Genomic DNA, 14,265 nt, shown 5'->3' with positions numbered 1-14,265 from the left:
CGCCATGCGTGTAACGAATAACCAATGAGTTAGAACCAGTATTGTGGTCTCTATGAGTATGAGCCTGGACGAGCGGGTGCGGTCTGCCATTGCCGCCCTCCTCCATGCGGCCGGCGAGTCGCAGGCCGGGCTGGCTGCCGCGTTGGGGGTGAGTCAGGCGCAGGTGAGCCGCCGTCAGTCCGGTGCGGCCGTGTGGAGTCTGGCGGACTGTGAGGCGGTCGCTGCGCATTACGGGATCACGGCGCACGATCTCCTGGCGGGTCCGACTCGGGCAGCCGAGGCACTTCCCGCGGAACGCCGTCGTGTGCCCGGCCGCAACGTCCCCAGTGCACGCTCTGCGGCTGTGGACGGGGGCGTCTGATGGCGGAGTTCGATGCGATCGACGCCCTGCTCGCCGCAGCCGGGCAGGGGGTCCCGCTGCCGTCGGCGGAGGAGCGGCGCCGGCTGCGCGAGGAGCTGAACCTCTCGCGTGCACAGCTTGCGCAGGCCCTGGGCGTGAGCCCGTCGACGGTCGGGGGCTGGGAGTCGGGGCGGGAGCCGGGCGGTGAGGTGCGGGAGAAGTACGCGTACTTCCTCGAGGGTGCCCGCACCAAGCTGGATGCCGCCGCGGCTGCCGGAGCCCCCGCCGATGCCGCCGTCCCCGTCCCGGCTGCTGGGGACGCCCTCGCCTCCGGGGATGACAGCCCGGCGGACGCGGACCGGACTGTCGGCCCAGACGACGCCGACGTTGGCGTCCTGTCCGTGCCACAGCCGTGTGTGCTGTGCGGGCAGCCGGCCCGGCACCAGGTCGAAGGGTTCACCCAGCACCTGGACCCCGCCGAGTGCGGCACGGCCACGCCCGCACCCACCCCGCCGGAGGAGCCCGCGGCGCTCTTGAAGGAGCCGCGGCAGCCGGCGGCCGCCCGGAAGTCGGTTCGGGCGGTGTCCGGCGTCAAAGTCGTGCCGGTCGGGCGGCGGGTGCAGGCGGCATCCGACACCCCGGATCTCATCGGCTCCGCGGTCGCGGCCGCACTCGCCGAGCATGCTGGTGATGTCGAAGCGGCGACGGCTGTGTTGGTGAAGCGGGCGATCCCGGATGCGATGGCGCTGTTGGACCACACGCGTAAGGGCGGGCGTTACGACGTGGTCGCGCATCCGTGGCTGCCGGACATCCTGCGCAAGCAGACCGCCCGCGGCGCCGACCAGATCTGGGAGGCCCGCCCCAAATGGACCCGCCCCGAACTGCCGCCCGGCGAGCACGAGATCACCGCCCTCGACATCAACGGCGCCTACCTGTCCGCGCTCAAGACCCACCTACCGCTCGGCCAGCTGGAACACACCACCGGCGACCACCACGACCGCCGCCGCGCCGGCCTGCACCTGATCACCCCGCCCGTCTGGGACCACGACACGGTCCTGCCCAACCCGGTCGGCAACCGCGACGAACCCGGCCCCCTGTGGGTCACCGAACCCACCCTGCGCCTGCTGCTGCGCGTGTCCGGCCCGAAGTACGGGCTGTGTGACCCGCCTCAGATCCATGAATCGTGGACGTCGGGGGCGACCGAGGGGCTGCTGGAGAAGTTCCGCATCGCCTTGAAGGACGCCCGCGACCGGGCGATCAGCGAGGACGACACGGTCACCCTGGAGTACGTGAAGGCGATGTACTCCAAGTTCGTGTCCACGCTGGGGGAGTCGAACTACAACCGGGAGCTCTACCGCACCGACTGGATGCACCTCATCCGCTCCCAGGCGTTCGCGAACCTGTGGTGGAAAGCCCACCGCGCCTACGACGAAGGCCTGCTGGTCGTCCGCGCCATGGGCACCGACGAACTGCACGTGGCCGGCGACTGGCGGGCAGTGTTCCCCGAAGGCCGCGGCGTGGCCGAAGTCAAGGTCAAGGACAGCTACACCGTCGGCAACGACCCAGACCAGCCCCCGCAGCCCTCTGAGAACTCCACCTGAGTTCGATCACCCGGCCCGGCGTCAACGGGCCCCTGCCGGGACAGGCGATCGGCCCTACCAAGCCCGTACAGTGATCCACCAACCCAAGGGATCCGGAAGAGACCATGCCTGAGCGGAACATCGAGTTCGGCAAGTACGGTGCCCGGGGCATCAAGGGCTACGAAGCCGTCGCCCGGCAGCTGGACGCGCTGGCCGGCTACATCGCCACGCCCGTGACCGCCCGCCGCGGCCTGCTCGCCCGCCTGCACTACCTCACCCGCAGCACTCACGCCCGCGATGCCGCCCGCGCGGCTGGCCTGACTGTCACCGACCGCACCGTGCGGGCTTGGCTGGCCGGCACCCGCACACCCTCCCGCCGCAACCTCGCCGCGGTCGAACAGGCCTACCGCACAGTGCGCCGGGAGAACGTCGCCCGCTACCTGACCGCCCGCCTCAACAGGGAAGGCCGCGGCACCCGCGTGGAAATCCACCCGATCAACCAGTCCGCCGTCGACCGGCCCCGCCAGCGGGCGGTGGAGTTCCGCACGATGAACGTCCGCCGCTGGGACCGTATCGTCGCCGCGTGGGCGGCCGGCGACGCCCGGGACCTGGACGACGCGTGGGTCGAACAGGTTGTCGATCTCGGTTCGCAGTGGGGGCAGTACGAGTACGTGACGAACGTCGGCTTCGCCGCCTGACGACGCTGTAGAGTCTCGGCTTTCGTGGCATTTTCTCATTGGATCTTGGCATGTGATGGCATGTCGGTGAGACGTGCTGGTCAGCGGATAGACCGGTGGCTGAGCAGCTGAAGAAATGCCATACGTCTGAGACGGAAGGCGTGGCAGTCTCCCTACTACGGCTCGGAGCCCGCCCCGGGAGGAACGGGCGGCGGCCGCCGCGTGCCCCGTCCAGCTGGCCGTGCCCTCGCCGGCCAAGCCACTGGAGCACTCCCATCAGGCAGTCGGGAGCGTGGTCCGACGCGGCCTCAGAATTGCCCCGAGGGACGGACCGGGCTGTCGGTGACTTCCGCGGGAGTGGAAGGGGAGCCCGGCGCTTGCGGGACGCGTCGCAGGTTCGCTCTGCTGCGGGAACGGCCCTCGCTGTCGTGTCACGAAGACGGTGGGGCGGGCGGCCTACTGCCGCAATTACAGGCCCTGAACGCCGCAAACGTGAACTGTTACGCGGAGCTGGCCTCGAGTGCGCCACGGCCCCACTCCTGCTCTGGGCCAGGGGGAAGCCGCAACGTCGTGCGCGGCCGGGTAGGCCAGCTTCACGGGCAGGTTCTGAAGGGCAGTACGACGCGTACGGCCCGAACGAGCGCGGCAGCCCTGCCAGGCCGAGCCAGAGGTGATCACCCCGCTATGCGTGTGCCTGGTGTCCGACGAGGGCTCCGGGTTGACCGTGGATGAGGTGATTGCGGTGACTGGCACGGAGACGGGCTCGCTGAGCTGTCGTCGATCACGCACGCCAGTGGCCTGCGCGCAGCAGGCGGTCCATCTGCTCCGCGGCCCGCACCGAGGCGCCACCGCAACAGTTGTTGAAGACCACGTGGACCCGCTCCGCCTGCCCGGCCAGCTCACGCAACCGAGGTAGCCACTCGGTGAGTTTCTCCTTCGGAGTACGCGTACCTGCCGAGCCGCCCGGCGCGCCGCAACGGCCCTACTCCCTCAGCGAACCGCGACCACACCTCGTCGAGCACACCGCCGTCCCGCGCATCGGCCGACAGCCCTTCCGGCATCATCGACTCGCGGGTGGGATGCCCGGTCAACAATGAGAACGCCTTTACGCCAAAGGCGAATCCGTCCGGCGTGCGCTCCACCCACATCCGGCTGACCCGTTCTTGAGGCAAGGCGTAGTACGACGCGTCGGCCTCGACGACCGGAAACCGCCCGGCGTAGTACCGCAGCCGTCCTTCCGCATCCCGCTGACCGGCCGGATACCAGCCGCTGCGCACCAGTGCCGGATCGGTCCACGAGCAGGTGCCCACGAGGATGTCGCCCATACGAGACCGGTACCCACAGGACACGAGCCTGCCCCTGAGGCTCCGTGCGGTGCCAGCCTGACTCCACCTCGGCTTCCTGCCGGGCGGGGAGCAGGGCTCCTCGCCCGGTCTTCACCCCGCGCTTTCCGGGTCCGTCCCACCCGACCGCACGGTCTACGTCATCACGGCCTGCCCGGTTCGGCCTCGACCGGGGCGCTGATCGGACCGGCCGCGTTTCACCGGCTGGTCAGCGGACGGCGGATCAAACCGCAGACGACCGGGCCTCATCGGGATCATCCTCTTCTGGTACGTACTGTGTTGGTTCCTGTTGCCCCTTTGGGTCAGGGGCCGCTACACGGTGACCGAGATCCGGTCGGCCAACACCTCGAGGAGTCCGTCGTCGGGAGACAGCCGCAGCAGGCCCCGCTCCGCGTCACAGACGAGGACGCGGCCGTCGGTCTGCGCGGTCGATCCGAGCGGACGGCCCCCGGTGTGCGCTACCTGTTCGACAGCGTGTGGTGGCGCCGGATCAACGCGCAGAACGCGGCCGTCCTCGACCCCGGTCAGGAGCCGGCAGTGGCCGTCCGGCGTGACGTGCTCCGGCCCTCGACCGGCGAGGATCCGGTGTCGTACGACCAGTGTGCGCGGTTCGACCCGGGCGGTCCGGGGCCGTGTCACGCGGCAGTTGGCCGAGCACGCAGGCAGCGAAGCATTTCCTCCGCGTAGGGCAGGGCCACGCCGGCGCCGATGACCGCCGCCAGAGCGGCGAGGTATCCGGCGGACAGCGGATGCCTCTTGGGGAGCAGGCGCCAGTCGTCGGCCCCGCGGCCGCCGCGCAAGGTGGCGCGCACCTCCTCGGAGTGCAGGCATGCGGTGAACGCCATCGCCGTCAGGGGCAGCACCTCGAGAAAGCTGTGAATGTGCTGTTCGACGGGGCGTACCTCGCGCTCGCCCGTTGCGAGGGTGACGTCCCACAGGGCCGTGGCCGAATGCGCGAGGGCCGCGCCGCCCATGACGGTGAGGACGAGCGGGTTGATCCGGGCGAGCAGGCCCATGGCGACCGGGATGCCTGCCTCCGTCATCATGAGCGCGTGCACGGCGGATTCCTTGGTCCCGCTCGTCGTCTCGATGTGCGTCCTGCGGTGCATGATCCAGTCGGCCACGGCAGGTACGACCCACAGGGGCAGGACTCCGTAGAGCAGAAACCGGCGGTTGGTGTCCTCGGCGTCGGTGGCGTGCATCGGGACGCTCAGATCAGCGCCGCGGCGCCAGTGACGCCACGAGCGGGAAAGCGTGCGCAGAGACATGGGGACCTCCTCCGGAGGGCTTGAATGCGAGAGCTGCACCGCAATGGGTGTCACCGGCGCGGTACCCCTCGGGACGTGTCCGACACGGGCAGCGGTGGGCAGGACCGCGGCCTGGGCGAGAAGCCGCAGACGGGAGCTTTACCTTCATGGACCGGGGCACCCGGAAGATTCCGGGCTATTGCGGTCCTGTCTGAAGAGAGGCGAGAGGCAAATGTCGTCAGTCGCACCTGCCAGCTTCTCCACCGATCTCGATGATCTGACGGAACAGGCGTCAGCGCTCGCTGAGAGTGGGCGAATCCGTCTCGTCCCGCACATGCTTTCGCTGCCCGAACAGCACACGATGTCGCTGCGCAGTGTCGAGGCCGGGGAGGTCTCGGGCGAGGGATTCCTGGATCTGGCTTCGCATGTCGGTTCTCGGTTTCTCTACGCGGAGTTCGACTTTGTCGACGCCGCCGCGATGCTGGATGCGTCGGCCCGAGGAGCACTGACCGAATTCACTGGTCATGAGGCGTCTCGCTGGTCCGTTCTGCGTCGGCGTATCCGGGAAAACGACGGACGGTGCGCCAAAGCGCAGATGGCCTTCACGGATGGCATGGCGCTGTTCACATGGGTTGGTGAAGCCGATTGGCTCGGTGATATGGCGGAAGAGTGGGGGATCTTGTGTCGGGCAACGACGCCGGATCGGATTACGTAGCCGACGGTGGGTACTCGGGGTGTTCCCTGGTATTGGCAGTCACGTGGCGAGATGCCGCACGATGTGAGCCCCTGGAAGGGGGCCTTTGCCCGACGAGAGGAACGGTCATGCCCGCAGGAGCGAGCCGCAAGAGGGAACGACAGTACGAACACGTCAAGGAGAGCGCGAAGCAGCGCGGGGAGTCCACGAAGCGAGCCGAGGAGATCGCCGCTCGCACCGTGAACAAGGAGCGGGCCCGCAGCGGTGAGTCCCGTACGGCCAGCCGCACCTCCACCAAGGACTCCAAGTCGGCTTCCGAGCGAGGAGGCGAACGTTCCCACAAGGGAGCGCAGGGCCGCACCAAGGACCAGCTCTACGCCGAAGCGCAGCGCAAGAACGTCAAGGGCCGCTCCTCGATGAACAAGGCGGAACTGGCCAAGGCAGTGGGCCGCTGAGCCCCACCTGCACGCAACGTATTTCGGGAGGCGTGTCAGCATGCGCGCTCTGACATGGCAAGGCAAGCGCGACGTACGTATCGATGAGGTCCCCGACCCTCGCATCGAGAAGCCCGACGACATCATCGTCCGTGTGACGTCGACAGGTATCTGCGGATCGGACCTGCATCTCTACGAGGTCTTCGGCCCCTACCTCGACCCGGGGGACATCCTCGGACACGAAACGATGGGCATGGTGGTGGAAACCGGGCCTGAGGTCACCGGTGTCGCCGTGGGGGACCGCGTGGTCATCCCGTTCAACATCTCCTGCAACACCTGCTGGATGTGCCGTCGAGGACTGCAGTCCCAGTGCGAGACGACGCAGGTGACGTCCATGGGCAGCGGAGCCGCCCTGTTCGGCTACACGAAGCTGTACGGCCAGGTACCCGGCGGCCAGGCCGAATATCTGCGGGTCCCCTTCGGCAACACCCTGCCCATCAAGGTTCCGGACGGCCCCCCGGACGACCGTTTCGTCTACCTGTCCGATGTCCTGCCCACCGCCTGGCAGGCCGTGGAGTACGCCGGCATCCCCCCTGGCGGCAGTGTCACCGTCCTGGGCCTCGGCCCCATCGGGGACATGGCGACCCGGATCGCGCGGCTGCGCGGCGCGGAACAGGTCATCGGGGTCGACCTGGTCGACGCCAGGCTCGAACGCGCCCGGCGGCACGGCGTCACCGCCCTGGATCTGGGCGAACACGACAAGGGCCCGGGAGACGCCGTACGTGATCTCACTCAGGGCCGCGGTTCGGACGCCGTCATCGACGCGGTCGGCCTGGAGGCTCACGGCGCCCCGGTGGCCCAGGCCGCGCAGTGGGCCACCGGACTCCTGCCCGACAAGCTTGCCCGGCCCCTGATGGAGTACGCCGGCGTCGACCGTCTGGGTGCCCTGCTGACAGGGATCGACGCAGTGCGCCGTGGCGGCACGCTGTCCATCAGCGGCGTCTACGGCGGGGCCGCCAGCCCGTTGCCCCTGCTCACGATGTTCGACAAGCAACTGCAGGTGCGCATGGGCCAGGCGAACGTGTGGCGTTGGATCGACGACATCCGCCCGCACCTGACCGACGACGATCCCCTGGACGTCGACGGGTTCGCCACACATCACCTGCCCCTGCGCGAGGGCCCGGCGGCGTACGCGACGTTTCAGGCCAAGGAGGACGGCATGGTGAAGACACTGCTGAAGCCGTGAGTGCAGGCCATCCGGGGACGAGACGTCCGGCGGTGCGAACCGCTTCAGCTCGAGAAGGGCAACGACATGGTCGACCGAACCCGCTTTCCTCCTCGGCTCAAGGGGCCGGGGGCCCTGGTCACCGGCGGGTCCCGGGGGCTGGGGTTGTTCATCGCCCGGCACCTGGCCGAGCGTGGATGCATCGTGACCATCGCCGCCCGGGAGGCGGCCGAGCTGGAACGTGCGGCAGGCCAGTTGCGTGAGGAGACCGGCGCGGCCGTGCACGTGGCGGTGTGCGACGTGCGCGACCGAGCCGCCGTGGGCGAGATGATGCGTGTGGTCCATGAACGCGACGGTCTCGACATCGTGGTCGCCAACGCCGGGGTCATTCAGGTCGCCCCCGTTGAGGCAGTCGGTCCCGAGGAGTTCACCGACGCCATGGAGACGATGTTCTACGGCGCTCTGTACGCGTCGTTGGAAGCGCTGCCCTATCTTCGCGAGAGGCGTGGGCGCCTGGCTCTGATCGGTTCTGTCGGTGGCCTGCTCGGCGTGCCTCACCTGCTGCCGTATTCGTGCGCCAAGGCCGCGGTCGGTGCTCTCGCCGAGGGGCTGCAGGCGGAGACGGCAGCCGTGGGTGTGAGCGTCACCGCGGTACATCCCGGACTCATGCGGACCGGCTCGCACCGGCAGGCGGAGTTCGGTGGCGACACGAGTGCCGAGTTCGGCTGGTTCAGCGCTGCCGCAGGCGCTCCGTTGCTGTCCATGGACGCCGACCGGGCGGCCCGCCGGATCGTGGACGCGGTGATCCAACGACGCGTCCGGCTGGTGCTCACCGCGCCGGCCAAGGCGGCGCAGCTCGCGCATGGCGTGGCTCCCGGCCTGACGACCCGCCTGACCGGCCTCGCCGCGAGGCTCTTGCCGTCAGCGCCAGGCCAAGGGCCATTACGCCCGGGCCATGAGGCCGGGCTGCCGCGCCATTGGATCGCACGAAAGATCCGGGCCTGGGGCAGTGCACGGAATGACCGGGCTGTACGCGATGCCAACCAGCAGGAGCCCGGGCCCCGCACCAGTTCCTGACCTCGTCCCATGAGGCAGGGCAGCACAGGTTGCGCCGACTTCTTCAGCGTTGTGGAGGAGGCGGTCTCTCCGTCGTGCGAGCGAGGCCAGCGGTGTACGACCCTCAGATCGCCGGATTGACCCGGCAGAGGAGGTCGATCACTCGCCAGGTGGGGCGCCGCCGCGGGGTCGTTCTCATCCTGTCGCTCGAACGCCGGGTCAATGCCGTTCGGTGGCCGGCCAGCCGGCGAGTCCGAGCATGGCGATGCCGGTCAGACCCCTCCCAGATGCACGTCTCCCGCCTCTGATCACCCTCAGCTGCGCGCCGGTCCGCGAGCTTGCCCGCCGGGGCGTCGACGCGTATCCGCTAGCTGCCTCCACCACCGCATGCGGCAGTCGCACATACCGCGGCACCACGGCCCGCCGTGCCGGTGCAATGTCCGCCGATGAGGGCGGCACAGCCCCCGGTGCAACGTCCGATCTTGGCGCAGCGAGTGCTCCATCTCGCGCAGCAACTGGCGCCCTCGGTAGAAAGGTGGGTGTCGTCCATCGTCAATTGCCCACCGCGTATCAGAACGGTGAACGCGAGGAGTGGCAAGGCGAAGCAGCCGAACACGGCCGCCGTAGAACTGCCGGGCCGCCCCGGCAGTTCGGCTGCTGTTCGGTCAGGGAGACACTGTGCCCTGGCTCGGACTCGGTTTCGCCCTGCTGATGTCAGCGAGAGTCGTGTCAGCGTTGTGGTGTTTGGCGAGGTCGCCGATGCCAATCATGCCGATCGCTCGGCCGTTGCTGACGACCGGGAGCCGACGCACCGCATGCCGACGCATCAGGGTCACAGCGTGCTCCGTATCCTTCTCCAGACCGATGCATACGGGATCAGGCGGGCACACCGCGCCCACATCGACGATCCGAAGGGCGGTGCTGTCGGCGACGACGCGCACGGCGAACTCCGGTCGGTGACCAGGCCGAGCAGCTGGTCGCCGTCGCGGGCCAGTTCGTTGCCGATGTCGTTTTCGCGCATCAGCTGTGCGGTCTGCGCTCCGTTCATCCTTCTCTGGTCGAGGAGGCGGTTTGCGGGGTTCGGAGCCTGGTGACGGCAGCGGTTATATGTTGCTGGAACGGCTCGGGCATTTCGTCACCGTTGACAGCGTTGACCAGCTCTTCGGCGACGTAGCGCAGTTTGGTGTTGGTGTGCTGCGACGCCTCGACCAGAACTGTCCATGCTCCTTCCGTGCTGAGCCCGAAGGAGGCCATCAGGACGCCGCGGGCCAGGTCGATGACGGGCCGGGTTCGGAGAGCCCGCTTCAGATGCGTGATTTCTGTACGGAGGTCCTCTTCGCCTTGGGGGTCGCTCGCAGCCCGCGCCTCGGGGCGGGACGTAGCACCGGGGGGTGCACCGTTGCCATCAGCAGCTCTATCGACCCAGCCCGGTGCGTCGAGAAGGGTCCGGCTGCCGGTTCCCGCCCGGGGGCGCCCGTCGGCACTAGCGGTTTGGACGGCGAGGTCTTTGGCACTCTGGCGGGCGTGTCGGCGAACGCTCGCAAGAGCGTCGATTCCGGAACCATCATGAAACTCCGCGCCGTTCAGATCGGCCTCGATGCCGTGGCTCGAGCGGTCAAGGGCATTGCGCAGGGCACCTTCGAGCCCCTGCGAGGTGACGGCGTCGATGTCGCCGGACACAATCACGGTTGTCCGGTCGCCCGTCGCGGCATGCGTGTCGATCCTCAGCGAGGGCCGTGGCCACCTGCCGCGCACTGTATCGCCTCCCCCGGGGGAGGCGGTCTCGGCTTTTGCTGTGAGCTGCGGAGGAAGTTTTTGTCCTGACATGAGAGTCACTCCCGCGGCGTAGGTGTGTCCTCCACACTCCAGCGTCAGCCGGAGAGCTCGATACGTCAAGTTATTCAGGAAAATTCATTCGCCCTTTTGGACTCGTGAATTGAGTCGTTTTGCCCCTGCAGGCACAGGGCGGGCGCCTGAACCGCATGTTGTTTGGGCTTCCTGAAGGGTTTTTCCGGACCTTGAAGGGGGACCCTGCTGCAGCATTCGGGGCGAAAATCTGGCCGGCCCTTCGCGCCCTCGTTAGCCCCGCGGGCTAACTTCAAGGGCTCCAAACGCGTGGCTCGCGGGGCCATGGTTTGGATCGGCTCATGCGCTGCTGAGCTCTTCTCCGGAGGCCGGGAGTGCCGGACCGATCGTCGTCGGCCGTGGCACGGTCGGCTTGTCAGGCTGCTGGAGTAGTGGGCAGTGGCCATGGGGCAGCTGGAGCCCGCCGATGGGGCAGGATCGGGTGAAGGCAGTGCGATGTGGCCGTGGGGAGGTGAGGGTGGTGACCGATGACGAGATGCTCGGTGGCGGAGACGCCGAGCAGGAGAGTGACGTCCGCGGGGCTCGGATTGCCCGCGAACTCATCGCCGTCGTGCGCGGGCTACCGCCGGCCGAGGTGCCCGAGCTCTGTGCCGAGCCTGCATGGGACTGCTGCCTGTGATCTCGGGGATGTCCATGTCGATGACGGGGAACGGTTACGAGACGGGGGCGGTGCTGTGCGCGCGACGGGGTGGCCGCACGGTTGGCGGAGCTTCAGTACACCCTGGGCGAAGGCCCGTGTATGGGGGCTGTACGGCTGCGCGCGCCGGCCTTCGCGACGGATCTGACCCGTGCTCCAGACAGTCGCCGGTGGCCGCTGTTTTCCGTCCAGGCGACCAGGGCGGGTGCGGAAGCCGTCTTCTCGGTCCCGTTGGGTAGCGCCAGAGGCGCGCTGGGCACCCTTGACCTGTATCGAGGCACCGCGGGGTCGCTGGGCGGCGATCACGTACACACCGCGCTGCTGGTCGCTGACGCCGTCACGCTGACTGTCGCAACCCTTGATCACGCTCCTGCGTGTCCCGACGGAGTCGTAACGTGGATGGAGGGAGCCGAGTCCGATCGGGAGGAGGTCCACCAGGCCACCGGAAAGGTGATGGTGCATCTGGGAGTCAGCGTTGGAGAGGCTCTTTTGCTCTGCGCGCCCGGGCCTTCGCGGAGGGCCGCACCTCGACCGAGGTCGCGCGGGCCATCATTGACCACCATGGACATCCGCAGTGACTGAAGAAGTAGAACATGGGGCCACACCGCCGGGGAGGCGAGCATGAACCGCGAGCGGGAGCTGGCGAAGGCGTTCGTCGACCTGTCGGACACCTATGCGTCGGAGTTCGACCCACTGCATCTCTTCCATCGCCCGGTCTACGCCTGCCGGGGCTGCTGGAGGTGGACGCGGCAGCCGTGATGATCGCCGACGCCCCCGGCGGTCTGAAGACGATGGCCGCCACTGACGAAGAGGCCGCGTTCGTCGAGCTGCTGCAGACCGAGACCGGCCGCGGTCCCTGCATGGACTGCTACCGCACCGGCGTTGCCCGCAGCATCCCGGACATCACTGCCGAGCGTGAGCGGTGGCCAAGTCTGGTCACCGCTATGTCCGATGGGTGTGGCTCTCCTTCAGGGACGTTCCTGATCAGGCCGTGAGGTCGTAGTTGTGCTGGTCGGGGGTGGGGTAGAGGCGTTCGTGTTCGCGGGCGAGGTGGTGTCGCCAGTAGGCGGCAAAGTCGCCGTTGTCGATGAGGGCTCGGAGCGTGAGGACGGCTTCGGCTCCGTCGAGTCCCCAGCGGCTGCCGGTGATGTCGAGGCGGTCGCCGATCAGGTGGCGGCAGGCGCCTTCGATCGGGCCGGTGGCGATCGGCCAGCCGGCTGCGAGGGCGGTGTCGTAGCGAAGCTGGTCGAGGTGTCCGGTGAGGTAGCGGACGCAGGCGTCGGCGCTTTCGCGCCTCGTTCCGTGCAGGTGGGCCCGGTCGGCCTCTGCCGTGATCTCGGCGGCGGCTCGGTCTGCCTGCCCGTGGAGGACCGTGGTGAGGTGAGCGGCGACCCAGACTTCGGCGTCGGGAGTGCCGGGCTTGTGGAAGCAGTGGGCCGCTGCCCAGACGTACTCGGCCACGTGCACGAAGTCGAGCAGGACGTGCACCTTGATATGGCGTCGGTCGGCTTCGGCTCGGATCAACTCCAGTTGGTGGCGGGCGCCGTCGACCAGGACAATCCAGTCGCGCAGATGGTCCCGGTCGCGGGCTTCGGCCTGGTCAAATGCGGCGGCGATCACGTGCTCGGGCGGGTGGACGAGGGAGGCGGTGAGCCACTTGCGCTGTGCTCTTGGCCCCGGGCGAGGCGTCCGTGTGGTGCTGCGGCCCTCGGGCGGGGCGATCACGTCATGGGGCCGACGCGGGGCCGGGTCGGTATCGAAGACGCAGGCCAGGGTGGCCATCCGCTTGCGGTGCGGTTTCTCGCCCGGAGCCAGCCGGGTGCGCAGAGCCCGCCGGCCGTTCAGGTGTGCTTTCAGTGTCGCGGGCCGCAGAGCCTCGGGCCGCATGACGACGCCCTTGCCGTCGACCTGCATCACGAGCGCGGTCGCGGCGGTCGACGGGTGCGGAATCGTGCACCGGTAGAAGTCATCGACGTCCACCGCTGCGGCGACGACCAGCAGTTCGGCCTGCCGTTTGCCCAGAACTCTCCCGCAGCTGCGGTCAATTGCCTCCTTGGCCTGGTCGTAGGAGCCGCGAACGGCTTCGAGGACGGCGAGCCGACGCAGGCCGTGGGAGTGCAGGTGGGCGGGCAGTGAGAGTTCCGCGTCGGCCGGGTGCACGCTGCTCTGGCCCTTGCCCCGCCAAGCGCACCGCGTGATGGTGACCGTGCCGAACACGCAGGCCAGCAGGCGGGAATGTCCCGTCTCATGGTGCGGGCGTACGTGTCCGTCCGCACCACGGACCACCTGGTCTTTCGTCTGCAGCAGTTGTTCCCGCTCCCGCTTCTCCCGCAGATCGAGATGCGCTTGGAACAGCAGCCGCAACAGTTCACGGCCTTGAAGCCCGACAAGGTCCTCGAGTTCGTGATGGGACAGCGCGGCCGACTCCGGCCCGGCCAACGCGCCTTTCAGGCAGTCGAAGGCCCTTGTCGCGGCAGTGAATGGATCGATGGCATCGAAGGCGTCGTAGGGTTCCACCGGCTCTTCTTTCAGCGACTTCGGTTTGGTGTGGTACCTCCGAAGTTAGAGAGAAGAGCCTTTATCGTTCCGCGAGTTCGCCGATTCCCCGCCCGACCCCGGATGTGCGGGGGCGAACCGTCCGGGCTGGTCCTCGATCAGCCAGCCCCGTTCCACCAGCCGCTTCAGCTTCCCCCGCGTCCCCTCGATCTTCGCGGTCACCGCGGGCAGCCCGATCCGGGGCACGATCTGCTTGGCCTGCATCGGCCCCGACGCGTCCGCGATCACCTCCACGATGTCCCGGTACACATCCGGCAGCACGACCGTCGTGAGACCTTCCCGCCAGTGCGGCACCATGACCGCCCCCACCACCCGCACCTCGGGCTCCACCGGTGCCTTCGCCGCCACCGGCTCCCGCAACGGCGCAGTCCCGGCCACGTCCTGCCCGGACAGCTCAGCGAGCACCTGGGCCACCGTCTCGCGCGTCACCCGCAGCCGCGACCACACCTCACGCTCACCCACCAGCCGTGAGGTCAACTCGGCTATCTCCGCCTCGAGTTCCTCCACCCGGACACGGGCAGCCGCCTCCCGCGCCTCCAACTCCTCGATCAACGACACCATCGACGCCCCCCTACTTCACCCGCCACAGTAGAAGGACGCCTACCCCGCC

The 14,265-nt window shown here is 68.6% G+C and carries 18 protein-coding genes and 1 pseudogene; 11 read left to right on the top strand and 8 right to left on the bottom strand.

Annotated features, from left to right (window positions below; translation table 11 throughout):
- Positions 1-52: 52 nt before the first annotated feature.
- The 3 genes from QF035_RS01220 to QF035_RS01210 all read left to right on the top strand — a co-directional run bounded on the left by QF035_RS01220 (position 53) and on the right by QF035_RS01210 (position 2,618).
- Positions 53-361 (top strand): helix-turn-helix domain-containing protein, encoded by a 309-nt coding sequence (locus QF035_RS01220; protein WP_307517547.1) that lies wholly within the window; start codon positions 53-55, stop codon positions 359-361.
- Entirely contained in the window at positions 361-1,941 is a 1,581-nt protein-coding gene (locus QF035_RS01215; RefSeq protein WP_307517546.1) for a helix-turn-helix domain-containing protein, read from the top strand. The genes QF035_RS01220 and QF035_RS01215 overlap by 1 nt, the downstream gene beginning before the upstream one ends.
- A 104-nt stretch (positions 1,942-2,045) precedes the next feature.
- Positions 2,046-2,618 carry a transcriptional regulator gene (locus QF035_RS01210; protein ID WP_307517545.1) on the top strand — a complete coding sequence of 191 codons (573 nt, stop codon included), beginning with the start codon at positions 2,046-2,048 and terminating at the stop codon, positions 2,616-2,618.
- A 760-nt stretch (positions 2,619-3,378) separates the two neighbouring features.
- On the opposite strand, the pseudogene QF035_RS01200 reads toward QF035_RS01210, so the two are convergent.
- The 3 genes and pseudogenes from QF035_RS01200 to QF035_RS01190 all read right to left on the bottom strand — a co-directional run bounded on the left by QF035_RS01200 (position 3,379) and on the right by QF035_RS01190 (position 5,208).
- Positions 3,379-3,922: pseudogene (locus QF035_RS01200) on the bottom strand (DUF72 domain-containing protein).
- Between the two features lie 330 nt (positions 3,923-4,252).
- Entirely contained in the window at positions 4,253-4,579 is a 327-nt protein-coding gene (locus QF035_RS01195) for a hypothetical protein (RefSeq protein ID WP_307517542.1), read from the bottom strand.
- Complete coding sequence (locus tag QF035_RS01190) at positions 4,576-5,208, bottom strand: diguanylate cyclase (RefSeq protein ID WP_307517541.1); 633 nt, start codon at positions 5,206-5,208, stop codon at positions 4,576-4,578. The genes QF035_RS01195 and QF035_RS01190 overlap by 4 nt, the downstream gene beginning before the upstream one ends.
- 211 nt (positions 5,209-5,419) lie before the next feature.
- Between QF035_RS01190 and QF035_RS01185 the strand changes: the two genes are divergently transcribed.
- The 4 genes from QF035_RS01185 to QF035_RS01170 all read left to right on the top strand — a co-directional run bounded on the left by QF035_RS01185 (position 5,420) and on the right by QF035_RS01170 (position 8,617).
- Positions 5,420-5,902 carry a hypothetical protein gene (locus QF035_RS01185; protein WP_307517540.1) on the top strand — a complete coding sequence of 161 codons (483 nt, stop codon included), beginning with the start codon at positions 5,420-5,422 and terminating at the stop codon, positions 5,900-5,902.
- 107 nt (positions 5,903-6,009) lie between these two features.
- Entirely contained in the window at positions 6,010-6,336 is a 327-nt protein-coding gene (locus QF035_RS01180) for a plasmid stabilization protein (RefSeq protein ID WP_307517538.1), read from the top strand.
- A gap of 40 nt (positions 6,337-6,376) precedes the next feature.
- Positions 6,377-7,561, top strand: a complete 1,185-nt coding sequence (locus tag QF035_RS01175) for a zinc-dependent alcohol dehydrogenase (RefSeq protein ID WP_307517537.1) — start codon at positions 6,377-6,379, stop codon at positions 7,559-7,561.
- A gap of 66 nt (positions 7,562-7,627) precedes the next feature.
- Positions 7,628-8,617 carry an SDR family NAD(P)-dependent oxidoreductase gene (locus tag QF035_RS01170; RefSeq protein WP_307517536.1) on the top strand — a complete coding sequence of 330 codons (990 nt, stop codon included), beginning with the start codon at positions 7,628-7,630 and terminating at the stop codon, positions 8,615-8,617.
- A gap of 644 nt (positions 8,618-9,261) precedes the next feature.
- On the opposite strand, the gene QF035_RS55565 is transcribed toward QF035_RS01170, so the two are convergent.
- Genes QF035_RS55565 through QF035_RS01160 form a run of 3 tightly spaced genes read right to left on the bottom strand, consistent with a single transcriptional unit; the run spans position 9,262 to position 10,276 of the window.
- Positions 9,262-9,486, bottom strand: coding sequence for a CBS domain-containing protein (locus QF035_RS55565; RefSeq protein ID WP_373466912.1), 225 nt, complete (start codon positions 9,484-9,486; stop codon positions 9,262-9,264).
- Positions 9,429-9,644, bottom strand: coding sequence for a hypothetical protein (locus QF035_RS01165; RefSeq protein ID WP_307517535.1), 216 nt, complete (start codon positions 9,642-9,644; stop codon positions 9,429-9,431). The genes QF035_RS55565 and QF035_RS01165 overlap by 58 nt, the downstream gene beginning before the upstream one ends.
- Positions 9,641-10,276 (bottom strand): ANTAR domain-containing protein, encoded by a 636-nt coding sequence (locus QF035_RS01160; RefSeq protein ID WP_307517533.1) that lies wholly within the window; start codon positions 10,274-10,276, stop codon positions 9,641-9,643. Before QF035_RS01160 ends, QF035_RS01165 begins: the two co-directional genes overlap by 4 nt.
- A 646-nt stretch (positions 10,277-10,922) precedes the next feature.
- On the opposite strand from QF035_RS01160, the gene QF035_RS01155 reads away from it, so the two are divergent.
- From QF035_RS01155 to QF035_RS01145, 4 genes are all read left to right on the top strand, one after another.
- Positions 10,923-11,081, top strand: coding sequence for a hypothetical protein (locus QF035_RS01155; protein ID WP_307517531.1), 159 nt, complete (start codon positions 10,923-10,925; stop codon positions 11,079-11,081).
- 69 nt (positions 11,082-11,150) lie between these two features.
- Positions 11,151-11,681 carry a GAF domain-containing protein gene (locus QF035_RS55560; RefSeq protein ID WP_373466593.1) on the top strand — a complete coding sequence of 177 codons (531 nt, stop codon included), beginning with the start codon at positions 11,151-11,153 and terminating at the stop codon, positions 11,679-11,681.
- 39 nt (positions 11,682-11,720) lie between these two features.
- On the top strand, positions 11,721-11,858 hold the full coding sequence (locus tag QF035_RS01150) for a hypothetical protein (RefSeq protein WP_307517530.1): 138 nt from the start codon (positions 11,721-11,723) through the stop codon (positions 11,856-11,858).
- Positions 11,840-12,094, top strand: coding sequence for a hypothetical protein (locus tag QF035_RS01145; RefSeq protein ID WP_307517529.1), 255 nt, complete (start codon positions 11,840-11,842; stop codon positions 12,092-12,094). Before QF035_RS01150 ends, QF035_RS01145 begins: the two co-directional genes overlap by 19 nt.
- Here QF035_RS01145 and QF035_RS01140 read toward each other — a convergent pair.
- Together QF035_RS01140 and QF035_RS01135 are read right to left on the bottom strand one after the other, a co-directional pair.
- Positions 12,084-13,616 (bottom strand): ISKra4 family transposase, encoded by a 1,533-nt coding sequence (locus tag QF035_RS01140; RefSeq protein WP_307517527.1) that lies wholly within the window; start codon positions 13,614-13,616, stop codon positions 12,084-12,086. The two genes, QF035_RS01145 and QF035_RS01140, sit on opposite strands and share 11 nt — an antisense overlap.
- A 45-nt stretch (positions 13,617-13,661) precedes the next feature.
- A complete protein-coding gene (locus QF035_RS01135; RefSeq protein ID WP_307517526.1) occupies positions 13,662-14,216 on the bottom strand; it encodes a hypothetical protein in 555 nt (184 codons plus the stop codon).
- Positions 14,217-14,265 lie beyond the last annotated feature (49 nt).

The organism is Streptomyces umbrinus (assembly GCF_030817415.1).
Classification (GTDB): Bacteria; Actinomycetota; Actinomycetes; order Streptomycetales; family Streptomycetaceae; genus Streptomyces; species Streptomyces umbrinus_A.
Note: the sequence above shows the minus strand (reverse complement) of the source record. Positions and strands in the feature narration are given on the sequence as shown.